Here is a 16,317-nt window from a genome sequence, read left to right as displayed (position 1 = left end):
GTAAAATTTACTTCGTGTACGCAGCGGTATGGCTGGTGTACTTAAATTGAGTAGTTGTTCTCCAAGTGTCGTATGCCAACCGATAATCATCAATAGATTTGTCGGTAAAAGGAACGCCAGTTTCCTCGAAGAATTTTTCCCAACCAATACGCTCAGCCCACTCACCTAGACGCTCATACTTATTGGCGCCTTTAGCGTAAGCTAAAAGGATATCCCGCACGACTTTAACGGTTTCTGGCCAACGAGGTGGGGTGTTTGGCAAAAATGGAACAACCAATTTGGAAAATTTAGGTCCACTTTTGGCGTTGGAAACCTTACCACCAACCAAAATAGCGATACCATCACCTTCCGGATCAGCAAGAGGCATTGCAGGACACATGGTGTAACAGTTACCACAAAACATACACCGTTCGTTGTTAACCTTAACGGTCTTGACCTCTTCACCATTCACTTCAGCTTTGGCAGGCTTGATAGCACCAAGCGGACAGGAAGCGATGGCCAGTGGGATCTCACACACGCCTGTAATACGCTCGTGGTCGATCATAGGCGGTGTACGGTGAATTCCAAGAATAGCAATATCAGACGCATGGACAGCACCACACATGTTCAGACAGCACGCCAAAGCGATACGAACCTGCGCCGGCAAGGTCATGGAACCAAAGTAGTCGAACAGGTCATCCATAACAGCCTTAACAGGACCGGATGCGTCTGTTGCAGGGGTGTGACAATGTACCCAACCCTGTGTATGAACGATGTTGGTTACACAAGCACCGGTACCACCGATAGGTAAACCACTCGGAGCTGCAGCAATAGCCTCTTTCAGCGGAGCAACCTTGTCTTCCGCATCTACCATGAACTCAACGTTGTTACGGGTTGTCCAACGAACGAATCCATCACAGTGTGCGTCAGCGATGTCACAAATATCACGAACATAGCTCACGGTCACCAAACGAGGGGTACCACAACGTACGGTAAATACCTTATCACCGGTTTCACTTACATGTACCAGTACACCAGGCTCTAAAATTTCGTGATACAGCCATTTGCCTTTATTATTCTTGATTACCGGAGCAAGCATGTCTCCGTAGTACTTCGGTCCTAAGTCACTAATGCGACCTTCCATAGGATTTTTAGGATCGTAACCCATTGTATTGTCTCCTTATAATATACGTCTCAATTCGGTTATAGGTCAGTTGGGACTCAATTATGCTGCGTGACGCTTTCTGAATTCTTTAACGTCACGGTCCCAGCCGCCAGGTACTTCTTCTTCTTTCCAGAAGACATATGGGTTGGAACGTGGCTCTCTCACGTGCTGCGGCAGAGGCTCAATTTCCATAACACTCAAGAAGGTCGGCAGACCAACACGTTGCATGGTTTCACCAACGCGCTCACGGTTTTTACCAACTTCCATCCACCAGTCCCAAACCTTCTCAATAACATCAATTACTTCTTCGAAATCGTTTTCTTTATTGATTTCGATAAATGGAATAACCAAAGTTGAGAACTGTGCACCATCAAGAATAGGAGCTTTTGCACCCATAAGAATACTTGCGCCTTTCTCTTTACCTGGACGAAGAGCACGTGGCATAACGTTGATGCAATGCATACAACGGGTACATTCAGCATCGTCGATCTTCAGCTCATCACCTTCCATCCACATACACTGGGTTGGGCACAGATCAAAAACTTCTTTCTGGATGTCAAATGGACCCCAGTCGCCACCCTTATGGGCACCACCGTTTACAGGATAGCCTTCGTCACCATTGAGATAGGCCTTAACTGCTGCCTGGTCAATCTGGATCTGGTCTTTCCAGGTACCGACAACGGAGAAGTCAGAGCGGGCAACGGCAGCAACACAGTCATTTGCACAACCGGAGAACTTAAACTTAAATTTATAAGGGAATGCAGGGCGGTGGATCTCATCCTGATAGTGCTGGGTCAGGTGATTACATATTTCCTGGGTATCATAACAAGACCACTCACAGCGGGACTCACCAAGACAGCAGGCAGGGGTACGCAAGTTAGAACCGGAACCACCAAGATCCTGTCCCAGATCATGGGTCAGATCCCAGAACAGTGGCTCAAGATTTTCAGTACGGGTACCGAGAAAAATCATGTCACCGGTGGAACCATGCAAGTTGGTAACACCGGAACCATATTTTTCCCACAGATCCATCAGAGCGCGCAGGTTCTCTGTGGTATAGTAGAGGCCGGATGGTTGAGCAACACGAACGGTGTGAAAATGCTCAACACCAGGAAACTGAGCAGGAACGTCGGAGTAACGTCCAACGATACCACCGCCGTAGCCGAAAACACCTACGATTCCGCCGTGTTTCCAGTGAGTAATCCTGTCTTTGTATGAAAGCTCAAGCTGACCAAGAATGTCCCAGCACTCCGGCTTTGTCTCAGCCTGTCGCTTGAGGTCGGTGACGAAACTCGGCCATGGACCTTTTTCCAGTTCGTCCAGTAGAGGCGTTTCATGCTTTGCCATCAGTGTTCCTCCTAGAATTATGTGGTTATATTACAACCGGTAAAAAGTAATAAACTAATCAACAGTTAAGCGTTGACACGGAATAAAAGCGGACAATACAGTATTGAATGCTCATTCATCTGAGCGACAATAAACGGAGGACAGATCTTTGTCAACAAAAAACCTAACCCGCTGTAGCACCATCAAAATAACGACAATTTTCGCCAGGCAATCATACCATGCCTGCTATTTTCAACAGGGTGCATTCCACAGTCTTTTCCTCATTATTTGCCTTATCATCACTATCTTGCAGTGCCATTTGTGCCAATAATTTTTCAGCTAGCACCTTGCCCAACTGTACCCCTTCCTGATCAAACGAATTAATGTTCCAGCAAAATCCTTGGAAGGCTATTTTGGTTTCATACATCGCCAATAGCCGACCCATTGTCTCGGGGTTCAGCCTGTCTGCCAGTAGAATTGAACCTGGCCTGTTTCCAGAAAACCGCTTGGCCGGATTTTCATTCCCTCTACCGGTAGCCATTGCCAGCGACTGGGCCAACATATTTGCAACCAATTTCTGCTGAGAGGTTGTCCCGGCAACGGTTATGTCTTTGCCGTACTGGCAGGTGCGAAACCCTATGAACTCCACAGGCACGATTTCCGTTCCCTGATGGAGCAGTTGGTAAAAAGCATGTTGCCCATTGGTACCAGGTTCACCCCAGATTACAGGCCCTGTTTTCCATTGTACGTCAGTTCCCGTCCTGGTTACTGATTTGCCGTTGCTCTCCATATCACACTGCTGCAAATGGGCTGCAAACCTTACCAATGCCTGGCTGTATGCAAGGACAGCGACTGTTGGGTAACCGAGAAAATTCCTGTTCCATATACCCAGCATCGCCATCAGCAATGGAATATTATTTCTTATGTCACGTTGTTCCGCCGCAATATCGACCTCATTGGCCCCTCGCAAGATATCAACGAATCCTTCATACCCCAGAACAAACCCAAGCGTTACCCCGCCGACCATCGACGTTGCAGAATATCTGCCCCCGACATAGTCGTACATGTAAAATGAAGCGAGATAATTATCCGGATCATCCATTGGACTCCCTTTACCCGTCACCGAAAGTACATGCAGTGCGGGATCAAGACCTGCAGTTCTCAAAGCTTGACGCACCAACTTTTCATTGGTCAGGGTTTCAAGGGTAGTCCCGCTTTTGGAAACCACATTGATCAACGTCCGTGATAAGTCAACTCCACCCAGTATCTCTGCGGAGTCGTCGGGGTCGACATTAGCAATAAATTCGGCATCTCTTCCGGGGACCCGATAAGGCTTCAACGCCAGATACACAGCCCTGGGGCCAAGATCAGAGCCACCAATCCCAACCTGGATCATGGTGGTAAATTTTTCACCCTTTGCATTGGCAATTTCGCCGGTACGAACAGCTTCAAGAAACTGTTTGAGTTTAAACAATTCCTGTTCAGCCTCCTTGGATGCTTTTTCTGCATAACGGGATGTGGTAAAAATATCGCGGCAGGCTGTGTGCAGAACCTGCCTGTTTTCACTTTCATACCCCTTGATGGCATTCATGACCGCGCCACTCTTCATGGCAAGGAATTGGTCCACCAAACCAGCCTGATCGGCTAATTCCTGCAGCGCGTCAAGCACCTTGTGCTCGACACGCTGGCCGGCATATAAAAAATCAAATCCATTTGCCGAAGCACGATACTTTTGCAATCGTTCAACAGTTAGTCCATGAGGACCACTCAAGTCGTGAGGATCTGCAGCCAAGGCTGACAAAGTTGCAACTGCAGGTAGTTGATTGAAATCTTGGTACTCCATTTCTCCCCCCTTTAATTATCGTGAGAGGTTGCCAGAAGTCGCAACTCATCTATAACAGCAGCGTAGTTCTCTTTGCCGTAAACAGCAGAACCGGCAACAAAAATATTTGCCCCTGCCGCTGCTACCCGCTCTATAGTAGCAGGGCTGACCCCACCATCAACTTCGATTCCGGCACCTGAATTCACTTTATCAAGAGCAGCTCGCAGAGCGGAGATCTTCCCAAGACTGGATTCGATAAATGATTGGCCGCCAAATCCTGGGTTTACACTCATCAGCATCACCAAGTCAACCTCCTCCAAAACATACTCCAAGGTGGTCAAAGAGGTTGCGGGGTTGAGCACCGCCCCAGCCTTCTTCCCTAACGCTTTAATTGCAGCAATAGTTCGATGTAAATGCGTGCAAGCCTCCACATGAACGGTTATCCAATCTGCTCCCGCATCGCTGAATGGCTGTATATACTGATCAGGATTACTTATCATGAGGTGTACATCTATTGGCAGACTGGTTACTTTCCGAACAGCTTTTACCACCATCGGTCCCATGGTGATATTTGGCACAAAATGACCATCCATTACATCAACGTGAATGACATCAGCACCGGCCTGTTCAACCGCCTTTATCTCATCGCCAAGCCTTGTAAAATCAGCCGAAAGAATAGAGGGGGCTATCATTGTTGATCGCATTACAGATTCCTATAAAATAAAATTGTCCATGAGCTGTGGAGTGCCGACAGCTACTCTTCAATACGGACCAGACTACCGTAAATAAAATCAAATGAGAAGCAAAACGACCAACCGGAGACAGCTCCCCCGCATTTCTCATCCGGGCTACACATTTTTTTCGTATTGCTGTCCAGGGAGCTGCCGCACCAGCCCTTTGAGTTCAAGCTGTAGAAGCAACATATGAATTTCATTGGTAGTCAATCCTGACACCCTGGCCAGGGTATCTATATCCACAGGATAGACATCAAGAAAAGACATCAACACCTGTTCCGCCTCACTTTCCATTCCGCTTTTTTTTTGCTGCGTAGTTTTGGCGAAACCACTCCCAGCGTCCAATAACTGCAATTCAACCAGGATATCGTCAACTCCCTGCACAAGATGTGCTCCTTGCTGAATCAACCGATGACAACCACTGCTTTTCACTGAATCAATACGGCCCGGCACTGCAAATACATCACGACCCTGATCCAGTGCCAGACGCGCTGTAATAAGCGAGCCGGACTTTTCCGTAGCTTCAACAATTATAACGCAGATGGCAAGGCCGCTTATAATTCTATTGCGCGCCGGAAAACGAAATCCCTCGGGTTTACTCGCCAGCGGATACTCAGAAAGGAGTGCACCATGTTCGGCTATTTCGGCGAACAGTTTTTGATGCGATTTTGGATACGTTACATCAATACCACAGCCAAGAATAGCTGCAGTTTTACCTCCAACCTGAAGAGCACCCTGATGTGCAGCAGCATCAATACCGTAAGCCCCCCCGGAAACAATAGTCACTCCATGATCGCTCAGCCCTCGAGCCAATAACAGACTGACCCTTTTCCCATACTCCGTGGCAGCCCGAGACCCTACTATGGCAACCGCAGGTTCTTTAAAAATAGAAAGATCTCCTTTGCAATACAACAGCAATGGCGGCTCTTGAATAGTACGAAGCGATGCAGGATAATTGCTGCACTGGAGGGAGAAGAGAGAAATATTTTTTTGAGTCAGAAGGTGTAACTCGGCAGCTGCCCGTTTTTTGGCAGCATCAACGCAGGAAGTATCAGTGAGTCGACGACAAATTTCAGGTCCCACCCCTGCAACCTGCTGTAACTTATCGCCGGCCTGCAAAACCTCAACAGGTGATCCAAAATATTGAATAAGTTTATTGGTGAGCGCGCACCCAAGGCCGGGTATAAAGCCAAGCGTCAACCATTCCTGGGCGAGCGGGCAAATCTCCGCCACGCGTTTAATCGCTCATAAAGGCCTGCAAATCGCCACTTCGTGACGGGTGACGAAGTTTTTTTATGGCTTGCGCCTCAATCTGCCTTATGCGTTCTCTGGTGACGGAAAAACACTGTCCGACCTCCTCCAGCGTATGATCACACCCTATCTCTATCCCATATCGCATTCGTAGAACTTTTTCCTCGCGGGGGGTCAACGATCCCATGACTGTACAGAGGCAACGTTTCAGGCTCTCGGTGATGGAATTTTCCTGCGGATCGGGATGAGCATGATCCTCAATGAAATCACTGAGCATGGCATCCTCTTCATCATTCACCGGCGCATCGAGGGAAATGGCGTCTTTTGCTGTTTTTAAAGCCACGTTGACCTTATCGACATCAGTACCTAATTGTTCCGCCATTTCTTCCGGAGTCGGCTCACGGCTTTCCAGCCGCTGAAAATCTTTGGAAAAACGTAGCATCCGGTTGATGGTTTCGATCATATGAACAGGCAAGCGGATGGTACGCCCCTGATCTGCGATGCCCCGAGTTACAGACTGCCTGATCCACCACGTAGCATAGGTGGAAAATTTATACCCACGCTTGTAGTCATATTTCTCAACCGCCTTCATAAGCCCTATATTGCCTTCCTGAATAAGATCGGGAAGCTGCATGCCACGATTGAGGAATTTTTTAGATACGGAGATAACCAGTCGTAAATTACCCCGAACCAGTGCCTCCTTGGCTTGCTTCGCAATCTCTCTACCAAGCTCAATATCTTGCTGCACCTCTGTAAAAGCTGCCCAGCTTACGCCGATAGTCTCCGCAAGCTCCAAGGTGACTCGTCGCTCGATTTCCGCCGGAGAAACTTCGACGTTACTCCCGGACTGTGAGACTTCCCTTCTGGCAGCAAGTAGCTCACGTTGCTGCGCGACCACCCGCACTCGGTTGAATTTGCCACTTAACTCCTTCACGGCATCAGCGACGGAGAGTAACCCTTTTGAGCACAGGCGATACTCGCGAAAAAGGTTGGATATATTCCATCCTGCCTGGATGATATCTGCCAATATCTGCTGTTCTGCTTCTGCACCGTTTGCATTATTTTTCAGTTGAACAAACAGCTCCCTTCGCCTCCCATCTATTTCATTGGCCACTTCAACCTGGTCAAGAAATGAATTGCGAATTTCTTTCAGCCTGTCCGGATCATTCTCAGACACGCCCCTGATAACCGTGTTTATTCGTAGACTGCCGCGCAGAATATTTTCAGCGATATCATTGAGTGCGGTAATGCCAAGAGTCAGGCGCAAAACAGCGTACTGAATTTTCGATTCACCTTCCTCCACCATTTTGGCAAGTTCAATTTCCTCTGCCTGACTCAGCAGACGCTGACTCCCCATCTCACGAAGGTAAATATTCATAGGGTCAATACTCGTCCCCTCGCCACGCCGGTCAGAACTCCGTCGGTCTCCGCCGGAACGTCTGTCCACGCGTTTTCGCCTATCTTTCACTACTTTTTTAACCGCTTTTTGCTCATCTTTAGCATTAAGACTACCCTTTGCTAAATCTTCTTCACTACTCACATGCGTACTCTCCATTACCTCACCCCAAGATAACAATCCAAGTTATGAAAAAGAAGCCTTGACCACGCAACCTTTGAGAAAGCAATAAAAAAATGCAACATCAACCAGATAGAAACATGCATCTTCACGAACCCACAACTACCTGATTAGACAACGTTATCCGAAAAAGATTACTTCTTCCCAATTCAACCTTGCAATAAATACAATTTTGTAAGCTACCAGATTTTCACATTTTTTCAACAGGTTATATCAGTACCCCGTCCTTTTTTTCTCAGCAATCATCTTTTTTTGTAAAAGCTCCATCAATAATCCCATATCGCCTTTTTGCTCAGCTTCCTTGATTTGTTCTTGAAGGCGAAGGCCCTCCTCCTGATCAGAAGTAGTTTTAAGCCATCGTACCAACTCATGCAGCATGCCTTGCACGATCTCATTATTCATTTCGTTGCCGGCGCTACCCCCCTCCATAAGCAATTCAGCAACATATTGGCGCTCCTCCCCTTCGACCAACAGTGTCAGCAACTGCTCAGGAGAATGGCTCCCCTCTTCCTGCAGTCTCTGTAGCAAAACCACAATACGCTGGGAGATATCTCCTTTCACTACTTTTCCCATGCCTGCCTCCTGCAGTTGTTTCAGGTATTCCGGATAAAGAATAGCGAACTCTATCAACTGACGTTCTTGGCGGGGCAGGTCGAGAAGCCCTCCTTTTGCGGAAACCGTTTGCACAACAGTCCTCTCCTTGGTCTTTCCACTAATAAACTGGCCAGGGTCAAGACCCAGTTTCTCGCTGAAATGGGCAACCATAAGCGCTTTCTGCGAGACATCTGCAGCTTCTTCCAGTACGGGTTTCAACTCTTGAATAATTCTCCCTTTCCCGCTGAGGGTCAGCCCGTGCCGCTCAACAAGTGTATCAAAGAAAAATTCTGCCAGGGGACGGGCAGCCTCTACGTATTTTATTATTCCGGATCGCCCTTCTTCTCTTACCAGGCTATCAGGATCCTGCCCCTGGGGCAGGACGGCAATACGGCACTCCAACTGCTCTGCCAGAAAAAAAGGAATACTGCGCATCGCCGCCTTCAGCCCGGCGGCATCTGCATCAAAAAGTAAAACTACCTCCCTGCAGTACCCCCTGAGCGTTTTGACATGGTGCTTTGTCAACGATGTGCCCAAAGGAGCTACGGTGTTGTCTATTCCATGAACAGCAAGCAGCAGCAGATCAAAATTCCCTTCTACAACCAGCGCGGTTCGAGCTTTACGGATCGCCTCTTTATGCTGGTACAACCCGAAAAGAAGTCGATTTTTTTCAAACACAAGACTTTCTGGGGAATTCATATACTTAGGTTTCCCTTCGCCAATAATGCGCCCGCCAAAGGCAACCACTCTGCCGGTCATATCGAGTAGAGGAAACATGATCCGGGAACGAAACCGGTCATAGAAACCTCCTCTGTCTTTCTCGACAGCCAGCCCAGCTTTTACAATCACCTTGTGCGACAGTGAACGCCTTCGCAGTGTATCTGTTTGGTAAGTCCACCCGACTGATTCCGCAGACGGAGCAAACCCAAGCCTGAACTTCTCCACAAAGGCATCAGGAACACCTCTCTGCTCAAGATACTTCCTGGCGGCAGCTGCTCCCTCCCCGCCGGCGAGGCAGCGTTGGTAAAGATCTACAGCCGCCTCGTTAACTGTATACAAGGCCTCACGCTCTTGAAGCCGTTTTTTATCGGCTTGGCTCATATCCTTTTCCGGCAAAGCAATCTGATACTTATCAGCCAAAGTTTTCAGTGCTTCCGGAAATTCCATATGATGGTATTTCATAATAAATGAAAACACATCACCTGATTCACCGCATCCAAAGCAGTAAAAAAACTGCCCTTGGGGATTGACGGAAAAAGAAGGTGTCTTTTCGGAATGAAAAGGACAAAGACCAACAAACCGGGTCCCGGCTTTTTTTAAAGTCACATACTCGTTGATCACCTCAACGATATCTGCCGACTCTCGGACTAAGCTCTTGATATTACTCTTGATACTATCACTGACCATAGCAAAACTAGCGACGCTCCCTGGTTCCGTAGAAAAAAGTCTTCACGGCACAGTAGATTTCTTTTAAATTAATGAATATCTATTAAACACATTTTGAGAAGTTGAGCCTACCTGATACTACGGTTCCGGCCTTGAAGCTGCATCAAAGTGCCTGACAAAAAATTTCTTAATGCACAAGTAACCATCAATCGGCAAGAAAATAGACGCGCTCCACAGAATCTTTTTTTCAATTCCGTTACCAGCTCTCATGAATGAACTTGACCAAATCCTTTCCCTGGAATTTAAAAAAGAGGTTGCAGATCGCTACTTTGGGTTTCGCAAACTAATCGAAGATGATATCAAAGCCTATAATGAGCAGCTTCTCGTCTCGTTCCGTCACCTCGAACAGACAATCGGCCTTGATCTTATACGGCTCTACATCCTCCTGAAACATCCAAATTTGATTGAAAAATTCTTTAAACTTACAGGCCTTGAAGATAACATTTTTTTTGATCCCTACTTGCTGGAATCACCAACCATCAAAAAAAGGGTATTCTATGGTTATCACAGCAAAGGGTTAACAAAGCGAAAACGATTTACCCATCTCTTCCTGCAAATCTACAAGGAACTCGATCAATACCTGGAGAGCTATGATTATACCTTGCAAAAACTTATCAGTGAACAGGAAACCATCACAGAAGAAATCAAACTTTTCTATAAAAATAACGACTTAAGCTCTATCCTGGGATTCTTCAGAAACCTTGACTCAGGTGGGATTGCGCCATCGGTTGCTGCTACCGGCGAAACTCAGGCGGAAGGCGATGCACGCCTAGCCCGCAAGATGCGCGTCCAGCAACCTCAAGCGGTTGATAAAATTTTACCTACAATGAAGCCGCTTAAATCCTTTAAAAGTATCAAGTCACCTCTTATACAACTCATCCACCAAGCCTTTGAGCAACAGGGGCGACCGGACATACAGCATCTCTGCAATTAACTTCATATGGACCAATTCCCATCGCTTTTTTCCGCACTGGCAGCAGTGATCACAGGTCTGCTCATGCTCGTTGCGGGGGGAGAATCTCTCGTTCACGGCGCAACCCGTCTCGCACAACGGCTCCAAATGCCGGCCTACCTCATCGGCTTAACCGTGGTCGCCTTCGGCACCTCTGTACCGGAACTTTTCATAAGCCTAACGGCCTCGCTCCAGGGACACCCCGATATTATGATCGGCAACGTCATTGGCAGCAATATTGCCAATGTGGGGCTCATAATGGGAACCTGCGCCCTTCTCGCTCCACTCTGCATGAACCTCAAAGAAGTATGGACAGAGCTGTTGATTGTCATCGCTGCCAGCATTTTCCTCATTTTCTGCAGCGGGTACGGTGTTTTCCCCCGTATTGTGGGTATGATGTTTATCATCACCCTGACAGGCTACACTTACTTGACATACGCCAACCATAACAATGGCGTCTCGAAGGACAAAAAAGGACAACAAAAAACCTCATTACGGTACGTGCACCTTTCCATCTTCCTTTTCATTCTTGTCGGGCTTGGTTTATTAGCGTTTGGAGCGACGGTTTTCATCCAAGGCGCTGTCAGCGTTGCCAGATTTTTTCATGTCAGTGAACTGGTCATAGGCTTAACCCTGGCAGCGGTTGGAACATCCCTGCCGGAACTTGCCGCAAGTATTGCGGCTCTTCGTCAAGGGGAAACAGCGCTGCTTATCGGCAATATTATCGGTTCCAATATGTTCAACCTGCTGATGGTACTGGGAGTGACAGGCCTGATCAAACCATTTGCGATAGAGCCGGAACTTTTGCGGCGAGATCTTCCGGTTATGTTTGCTTTTACGATGATCATTATTCCAATACTTCTCAGGGATGGTACAACCAAACGATGGCATGGAGTTTTACTCCTCTGCGCTTATACCGGATACTGTGTAAGCCTTTTGTAATCCTGAACGGGCAGAAGAGCCAGCAGTTACCTTGAATCACTAGTTTTTTCCTACATAACCTGGTAAGCACCGACTCAGAGACATGCAGTTAATGTCAAGGGCTGCATTTACCTCCCCGGTTATTTTTATAGCTAACAAACTAGAAGCCGGCCCCAGAAAGATCCGGTAGAAAGGCAATTGCACCAGACAACCTAGTGTTTCACCCATTCTTCCAGAGGTTCAAGTGGAAAAATACAATTCGATTGAAAATCAATATTGCATGTCCCCTGCTCCTCAACACCCTGGTAAATAACCGACACGGGACGGTCTGAAGAAACAACCACAACAATAATATTTGCGTGTTCAGCGGTGAAACGCAGAGCCGAGTTATAACGGGCACCTCTGGCAAGATCTTCTCCAGCAAAAGAGCGCCCGTCCAAAAGACAGGCAAAACCATGAAGATGCTGGTCTGACCCTATATGCAATGCCCCATCGACCTTTGCCAGTGACTTTGCCAAATTCAGGGTATGGGGTCTACGTAAATCCAGGGAGGGAACAATTTTTTGCCCGGAAATGTGTATAGGTTCCTGATTGAGATCAAGCACTATAGTGCAGCCATGCTTGCGAAGCTGAGCATGATGCACGAGACTCACTGCAATTTTAAACAAAAAATAACAATCAGCTTTCTCTAAAGCAGACTCCAGCAACAACTCTTCAAGCTGAACCAGCTTCGCCTGAAAGGTGGTTGAACCAAATCGGCCATCAGCAAAGCTGCACACTTTATTCTTATTTACCTTGAGAAACCCATGCCTGCCTTTAAAGTCGGCACGTATGGAAAAAGGCGGCAGAGTTGCATCACAGATACCAAGAATGAAACGACCATCGCTTACCAAACGCCGGCTTGAGTTATCCACAGCAAGCAGCAATTTTCGCACATGCTTATTATTGGCTAATTGCGGCCGTTCCTTGTCTTCAAATTTTACCAAAAACTGAAGACAATGAACCATACTTGGATCAACAAACAGTAACTGCCCTTCAGGCCACAACCCTTCTTCGCGTGTCTCGGAAATCCTAAGAACGGCATCCAGAACCGGATAAATGCGGATAAGAGAGTCCCACCCCAACAGCCTATTCATTTCATCTACAATATGGTCCCGAACAGCATGGGTCGCGTACTCTCTTAGAAAATACCCGGATATCCCTGTGTACAGTTCTTTTTCATTGGCCATATCATGGGAAAAACGCCAGACTGCATGTTCTAGCCAGCGCTCTGTCGGCCCGGTGGAACAAAGATCCGGGTGATGCTCTGTAAACCAACGTTGAAAGAAGAGCGATCCGGAATACCCTCCATTGGAAAGCAATCCAGCAAGCCCGAGATCCTTGACCGCATGTATTTCCGCAAAGCGTCGTTTATCAGAAGAAACACTAACATCATGCCGCCATTTTTGATCATCAAGATACAGTGCCTTGAACACAGGCTCATGACCCTTGAGCAGTTTCTGCGGATCACATAGCATCAAAGGCTTATCCGGCCCAAGCGCGAAAATAACAGCCGCCCGGCTAGTGCCGGAGAAATGGGAAAGCCCGTCACTCAGACCATTGAGAATGTCACTGGCACACCGCTTCAAAAAAGAATATGGAATTTCACTCACCATGGACGATAGCACTCTCCATCTGCAACTATTTCAACACGCAAACCGTGCAACAAAAATCGAAGGTAACAAATCCGCGATTAGCGCGTCAAGGTGATATTTAACCGTTTAGAACCGGCTTCTCCCTGCACTTGCCGATAACCGCCTCCTCAAGTCGACAAAGCAACTTTGTTGCTCTCTTGCTATATCGATGACGATTCACGCAGCAAAAAGCAAAAAAGACTGGACAAAGCCGGCAACTCTTCTATTGTAACAGGCGAAAAAGAGAAGAAGTAGTTAACTGTCAATAATTCCAAATATTATCAACTGACCCAGTACCATGGAAGAACGTATCGCCAAAGAATTAACAGCGATCCTCAATTCGCAACAGGACTCAGACTTTGAAAACGCCTTTGAACGGGCATTTGAGCTTACCAAAGCATATGCTGGTTCTGCAAATGCCCAGGCATCGGCCATACCCTCTGTGTTCGAGAAGCTCTTTGAGCTTTTCCTTACCGGCTCGACAAAGGCGTAACCTGTTAGCCTGTTATCATATTTGGCACCAGAAGGATTTTTACAACACAGAAATGCCACAACTGACGACTCAAAGCAGAAATTTAACCGGTCGGCCTGCTAGTTGAGTTTTGGGCCGGTTTCTTTTTTCCTTAGCGGCACCTTCAGCAGTTCAATTCCCTCGTCCCGCAGCATTTTTTCCTGCTCAGCAGTTGTCACCCCTCTAATGTTACGCGGCTCTTCAACACCATAGTGCATTTTCAGCGATTCTTCGGCAAGCTTTGCGCCAACATCTTCAAAATTCTTTTCAACGAAATCTTGAAACGAACGGAGAAACTGCAATGCAGAGGATGCACCTGTCTCTAAATGAGAGGGTACAGCTTCTGTTGCTTGAGAACCGGTGTGAATGGATACCGGTGACAGGATTTTGCGAACCTTCTCACTCCCGCAATCGGGACAAAGTACTTTGCCCTCGGCATGTTGTCGGTCAAAATCGTCCCGACTATTAAACCATCCCTCAAACTGGACTCCGCAAATACACTGTAAATCGAAAATGATCATAGTAAGAATTCTTATCTGAGGAGCCTCCCCCTCCCACTTTTGCCGCACCCCAATTACCCTGCGCTCAGCGCCATGAAATGCGCGGCAAAAATTGTTACTCTGGATTGTTTAAACTGGCGATCGTTTCAGCAAGGCCTTAATGACCTTCAAATCGATACACTATTCTCTTTTCAGAAGAGAAACAATGCCGTTGTCCCGCAATTGTTATCCCTGGAACGGATGAGCAATCCAGGCGAGATTTTATTTCTATCCGTCACTGGTAACCGAAACCGCGTTGACCAACATCCTTGCTGCTATCAAACATGCCAGACACTGCACAAGCATGAAACCATGGCGGCTTCTGTACTCTACCGATTTTAGAACAATCGCTCGCGAAAAGCTAAATGGAATTATTTAAGGAAGAAAGAACACGTCGGGAAGACGAAAGTGAGAGGCGCTCTTCACATCCACCGGAGAACAGTGGCGTTTTCTATGTAGAATCAATTAATTGAAATTCTTTCTTTTACATCGGAAAAGAAAAGGTTGAGTCCCACAAAGGGACTCAACCATGTCGAGCTTAAGCAGATTTGCGAACAGAATCCTCTTTACCAGGGAGTATCAGGTGTAACAATACGCCGACAATTGCCGACAGGCCGATTCCCTGCACCATGAAGCCCTTATACCCCAATGCCATGTCGCCGATACCAAAGACAAGAATCAGGCTGACAATAACAAGATTACGCGGCAGGGCAAGATCAGTCCCCTCGCGTACCAGGGTATTCATACCAATTGCAGCAATGGTACCAAACAAAAGCGTCATAATGCCTCCCATTACCGGAGTGGGGATAGTTCCCAACATAGCGCCTAAGGTTCCCGAAAAGGAAAGCAGTATCGCCATACAGGCAGCCCAGGTCATAATGGCCGGATTAAAAGCACGCGTCAACGTTACCGCACCCGTGACCTCAGAATAAGTAGTATTAGGGGGACCTCCCAGCATAGATGCAAGAGAGGTTGCAATTCCATCGCCCATGAGGGTGCGGTGCAACCCCGGATCTTCGAGATAATTCTTACCCGTAACACTGCTTATGGCAAGCATATCGCCTATATGTTCTATAGCCGGGGCAATGGCTACGGGTACGATGAAAAAAATTGCCTGCCAGTTTAATTGAGGAAAGACAAAGGCGGGTACTGCCAGAAACGGTGCTTCCAGCACAGGGGAAAAATTGACCATTCCTAAAACTATCGCCACAATATATCCAGCTGTAATACCGAGCAAAATAGAAACAAGTCGAATCATACCTTTGCCTGAAAGTACGGCAAGTACTGTGACCAGCAAAGAAATCATGGCCACGGTAAGCGCCTGATTCTGGGGAAAAAGTACTGCAGAACCATCACCCGTCTTCCCCAGTGCCATAAATACAGCGACCGGAGCTAGATTCAACCCAATCACCATAATAACCGGACCAACTACCACCGGAGGGAGTACTTTTTTCACTATGGCTCTGCCACGAAAGCGAATCAACACAGCCAATAAAATATAAACAAACCCTGCAGCCAGCAGCCCACTCATGGTTCCTGCAATGCCCCACGTCTGGACTCCGTAAATTATAGGGGCAATAAAGGCAAAAGACGATGCCAAAAATATGGGCACCTTTCGTTTGGTGACGATCTGAAAAATCAGCGTTCCCGCCCCGGCTGTAAACAGAGCGACATTTGAATTTAATCCGGTGAGAATCGGCACAAGAACCAGCGCCCCGAATGCTACAAACAGCATTTGGGTGCCGACAATAATCTGTTTACCAAGTCCCATGGTCTTTTTTTCTTCGATCATGCTTTTCCTCTTCTCCACATTACTCTTCTCTTCATG

13 protein-coding genes are annotated in these 16,317 nt (G+C 47.3%); 3 read left to right on the top strand and 10 right to left on the bottom strand.

All coding sequences use genetic code 11. The features are described from left to right. Positions 1 to 7: 7 nt before the first annotated feature. The 7 genes from dsrB to dnaG all read right to left on the bottom strand — a co-directional run bounded on the left by dsrB (position 8) and on the right by dnaG (position 9,854). The gene (dsrB, locus tag JWH17_RS04955) at positions 8 to 1,147 is read right to left on the bottom strand and encodes a dissimilatory-type sulfite reductase subunit beta (protein WP_205221469.1); all 1,140 of its coding nucleotides are present in this window, start codon (positions 1,145 to 1,147) and stop codon (positions 8 to 10) included. A 57-nt stretch (positions 1,148 to 1,204) separates the two neighbouring features. After that, positions 1,205 to 2,491: a dissimilatory-type sulfite reductase subunit alpha gene (gene dsrA / locus JWH17_RS04950; RefSeq protein WP_205221468.1), complete on the bottom strand. Its 1,287-nt coding sequence runs from the start codon at positions 2,489 to 2,491 to the stop codon at positions 1,205 to 1,207. Between the two features lie 211 nt (positions 2,492 to 2,702). Then, a complete protein-coding gene (locus JWH17_RS04945) occupies positions 2,703 to 4,313 on the bottom strand; it encodes a glucose-6-phosphate isomerase (RefSeq protein WP_205221467.1) in 1,611 nt (536 codons plus the stop codon). A gap of 11 nt (positions 4,314 to 4,324) precedes the next feature. After that, on the bottom strand, positions 4,325 to 4,996 hold the full coding sequence (gene rpe / locus JWH17_RS04940; RefSeq protein WP_205221466.1) for a ribulose-phosphate 3-epimerase: 672 nt from the start codon (positions 4,994 to 4,996) through the stop codon (positions 4,325 to 4,327). Positions 4,997 to 5,140: 144 nt separating this feature from the next. Continuing rightward, entirely contained in the window at positions 5,141 to 6,259 is a 1,119-nt protein-coding gene (gene dprA, locus JWH17_RS04935) for a DNA-processing protein DprA (protein ID WP_205221465.1), read from the bottom strand. A gap of 4 nt (positions 6,260 to 6,263) precedes the next feature. Continuing rightward, positions 6,264 to 7,817: a sigma-70 family RNA polymerase sigma factor gene (locus JWH17_RS04930; RefSeq protein ID WP_332468370.1), complete on the bottom strand. Its 1,554-nt coding sequence runs from the start codon at positions 7,815 to 7,817 to the stop codon at positions 6,264 to 6,266. Positions 7,818 to 8,066: 249 nt separating this feature from the next. Beyond that, entirely contained in the window at positions 8,067 to 9,854 is a 1,788-nt protein-coding gene (gene dnaG, locus JWH17_RS04925; RefSeq protein WP_205221463.1) for a DNA primase, read from the bottom strand. 247 nt (positions 9,855 to 10,101) lie between these two features. On the opposite strand from dnaG, the gene JWH17_RS04920 reads away from it, so the two are divergent. Continuing rightward, positions 10,102 to 10,827 (top strand): hypothetical protein, encoded by a 726-nt coding sequence (locus tag JWH17_RS04920; RefSeq protein WP_205221462.1) that lies wholly within the window; start codon positions 10,102 to 10,104, stop codon positions 10,825 to 10,827. Positions 10,828 to 10,833: 6 nt separating this feature from the next. Beyond that, positions 10,834 to 11,787, top strand: a complete 954-nt coding sequence (locus JWH17_RS04915) for a calcium/sodium antiporter (RefSeq protein WP_205221461.1) — start codon at positions 10,834 to 10,836, stop codon at positions 11,785 to 11,787. A 191-nt stretch (positions 11,788 to 11,978) separates the two neighbouring features. On the opposite strand, the gene JWH17_RS04910 is transcribed toward JWH17_RS04915, so the two are convergent. Then, positions 11,979 to 13,421: a DNA integrity scanning protein DisA nucleotide-binding domain protein gene (locus tag JWH17_RS04910; RefSeq protein WP_205221460.1), complete on the bottom strand. Its 1,443-nt coding sequence runs from the start codon at positions 13,419 to 13,421 to the stop codon at positions 11,979 to 11,981. A gap of 316 nt (positions 13,422 to 13,737) precedes the next feature. On the opposite strand from JWH17_RS04910, the gene JWH17_RS04905 reads away from it, so the two are divergent. Beyond that, positions 13,738 to 13,932, top strand: coding sequence for a hypothetical protein (locus JWH17_RS04905; RefSeq protein WP_205221459.1), 195 nt, complete (start codon positions 13,738 to 13,740; stop codon positions 13,930 to 13,932). Between the two features lie 98 nt (positions 13,933 to 14,030). Here JWH17_RS04905 and JWH17_RS04900 read toward each other — a convergent pair whose 3' ends face one another. Continuing rightward, a complete protein-coding gene (locus JWH17_RS04900; protein WP_205221458.1) occupies positions 14,031 to 14,471 on the bottom strand; it encodes a DUF1178 family protein in 441 nt (146 codons plus the stop codon). A gap of 556 nt (positions 14,472 to 15,027) precedes the next feature. Next, complete coding sequence (locus JWH17_RS04895) at positions 15,028 to 16,281, bottom strand: uracil-xanthine permease family protein (RefSeq protein ID WP_205221457.1); 1,254 nt, start codon at positions 16,279 to 16,281, stop codon at positions 15,028 to 15,030. Between the last annotated feature and the right edge of the window lie 36 nt (positions 16,282 to 16,317).

Origin of the sequence: Desulfogranum marinum, from assembly GCF_016918565.1 — a bacterium.
In the GTDB taxonomy this organism is placed as follows: domain Bacteria; phylum Desulfobacterota; class Desulfobulbia; order Desulfobulbales; family Desulfobulbaceae; genus Desulfogranum; species Desulfogranum marinum.
This window is presented reverse-complemented; position numbering and strand designations above follow the sequence as displayed.

Coding starts and splice junctions, on each gene's coding strand:
- JWH17_RS04945 (WP_205221467.1), bottom strand. CDS start 4,313: ATGGAGTACCAAGATTTCAATCAACTACCTGCAGTTGCAACTTTGTCA.
- dsrB (WP_205221469.1), bottom strand. CDS start 1,147: ATGGGTTACGATCCTAAAAATCCTATGGAAGGTCGCATTAGTGACTTA.
- rpe (WP_205221466.1), bottom strand. CDS start 4,996: ATGCGATCAACAATGATAGCCCCCTCTATTCTTTCGGCTGATTTTACA.
- JWH17_RS04920 (WP_205221462.1), top strand. CDS start 10,102: ATGAATGAACTTGACCAAATCCTTTCCCTGGAATTTAAAAAAGAGGTT.
- JWH17_RS04895 (WP_205221457.1), bottom strand. CDS start 16,281: ATGATCGAAGAAAAAAAGACCATGGGACTTGGTAAACAGATTATTGTC.
- JWH17_RS04915 (WP_205221461.1), top strand. CDS start 10,834: ATGGACCAATTCCCATCGCTTTTTTCCGCACTGGCAGCAGTGATCACA.
- JWH17_RS04905 (WP_205221459.1), top strand. CDS start 13,738: ATGGAAGAACGTATCGCCAAAGAATTAACAGCGATCCTCAATTCGCAA.
- JWH17_RS04910 (WP_205221460.1), bottom strand. CDS start 13,421: ATGGTGAGTGAAATTCCATATTCTTTTTTGAAGCGGTGTGCCAGTGAC.
- dsrA (WP_205221468.1), bottom strand. CDS start 2,491: ATGGCAAAGCATGAAACGCCTCTACTGGACGAACTGGAAAAAGGTCCA.
- dnaG (WP_205221463.1), bottom strand. CDS start 9,854: ATGGTCAGTGATAGTATCAAGAGTAATATCAAGAGCTTAGTCCGAGAG.
- JWH17_RS04900 (WP_205221458.1), bottom strand. CDS start 14,471: ATGATCATTTTCGATTTACAGTGTATTTGCGGAGTCCAGTTTGAGGGA.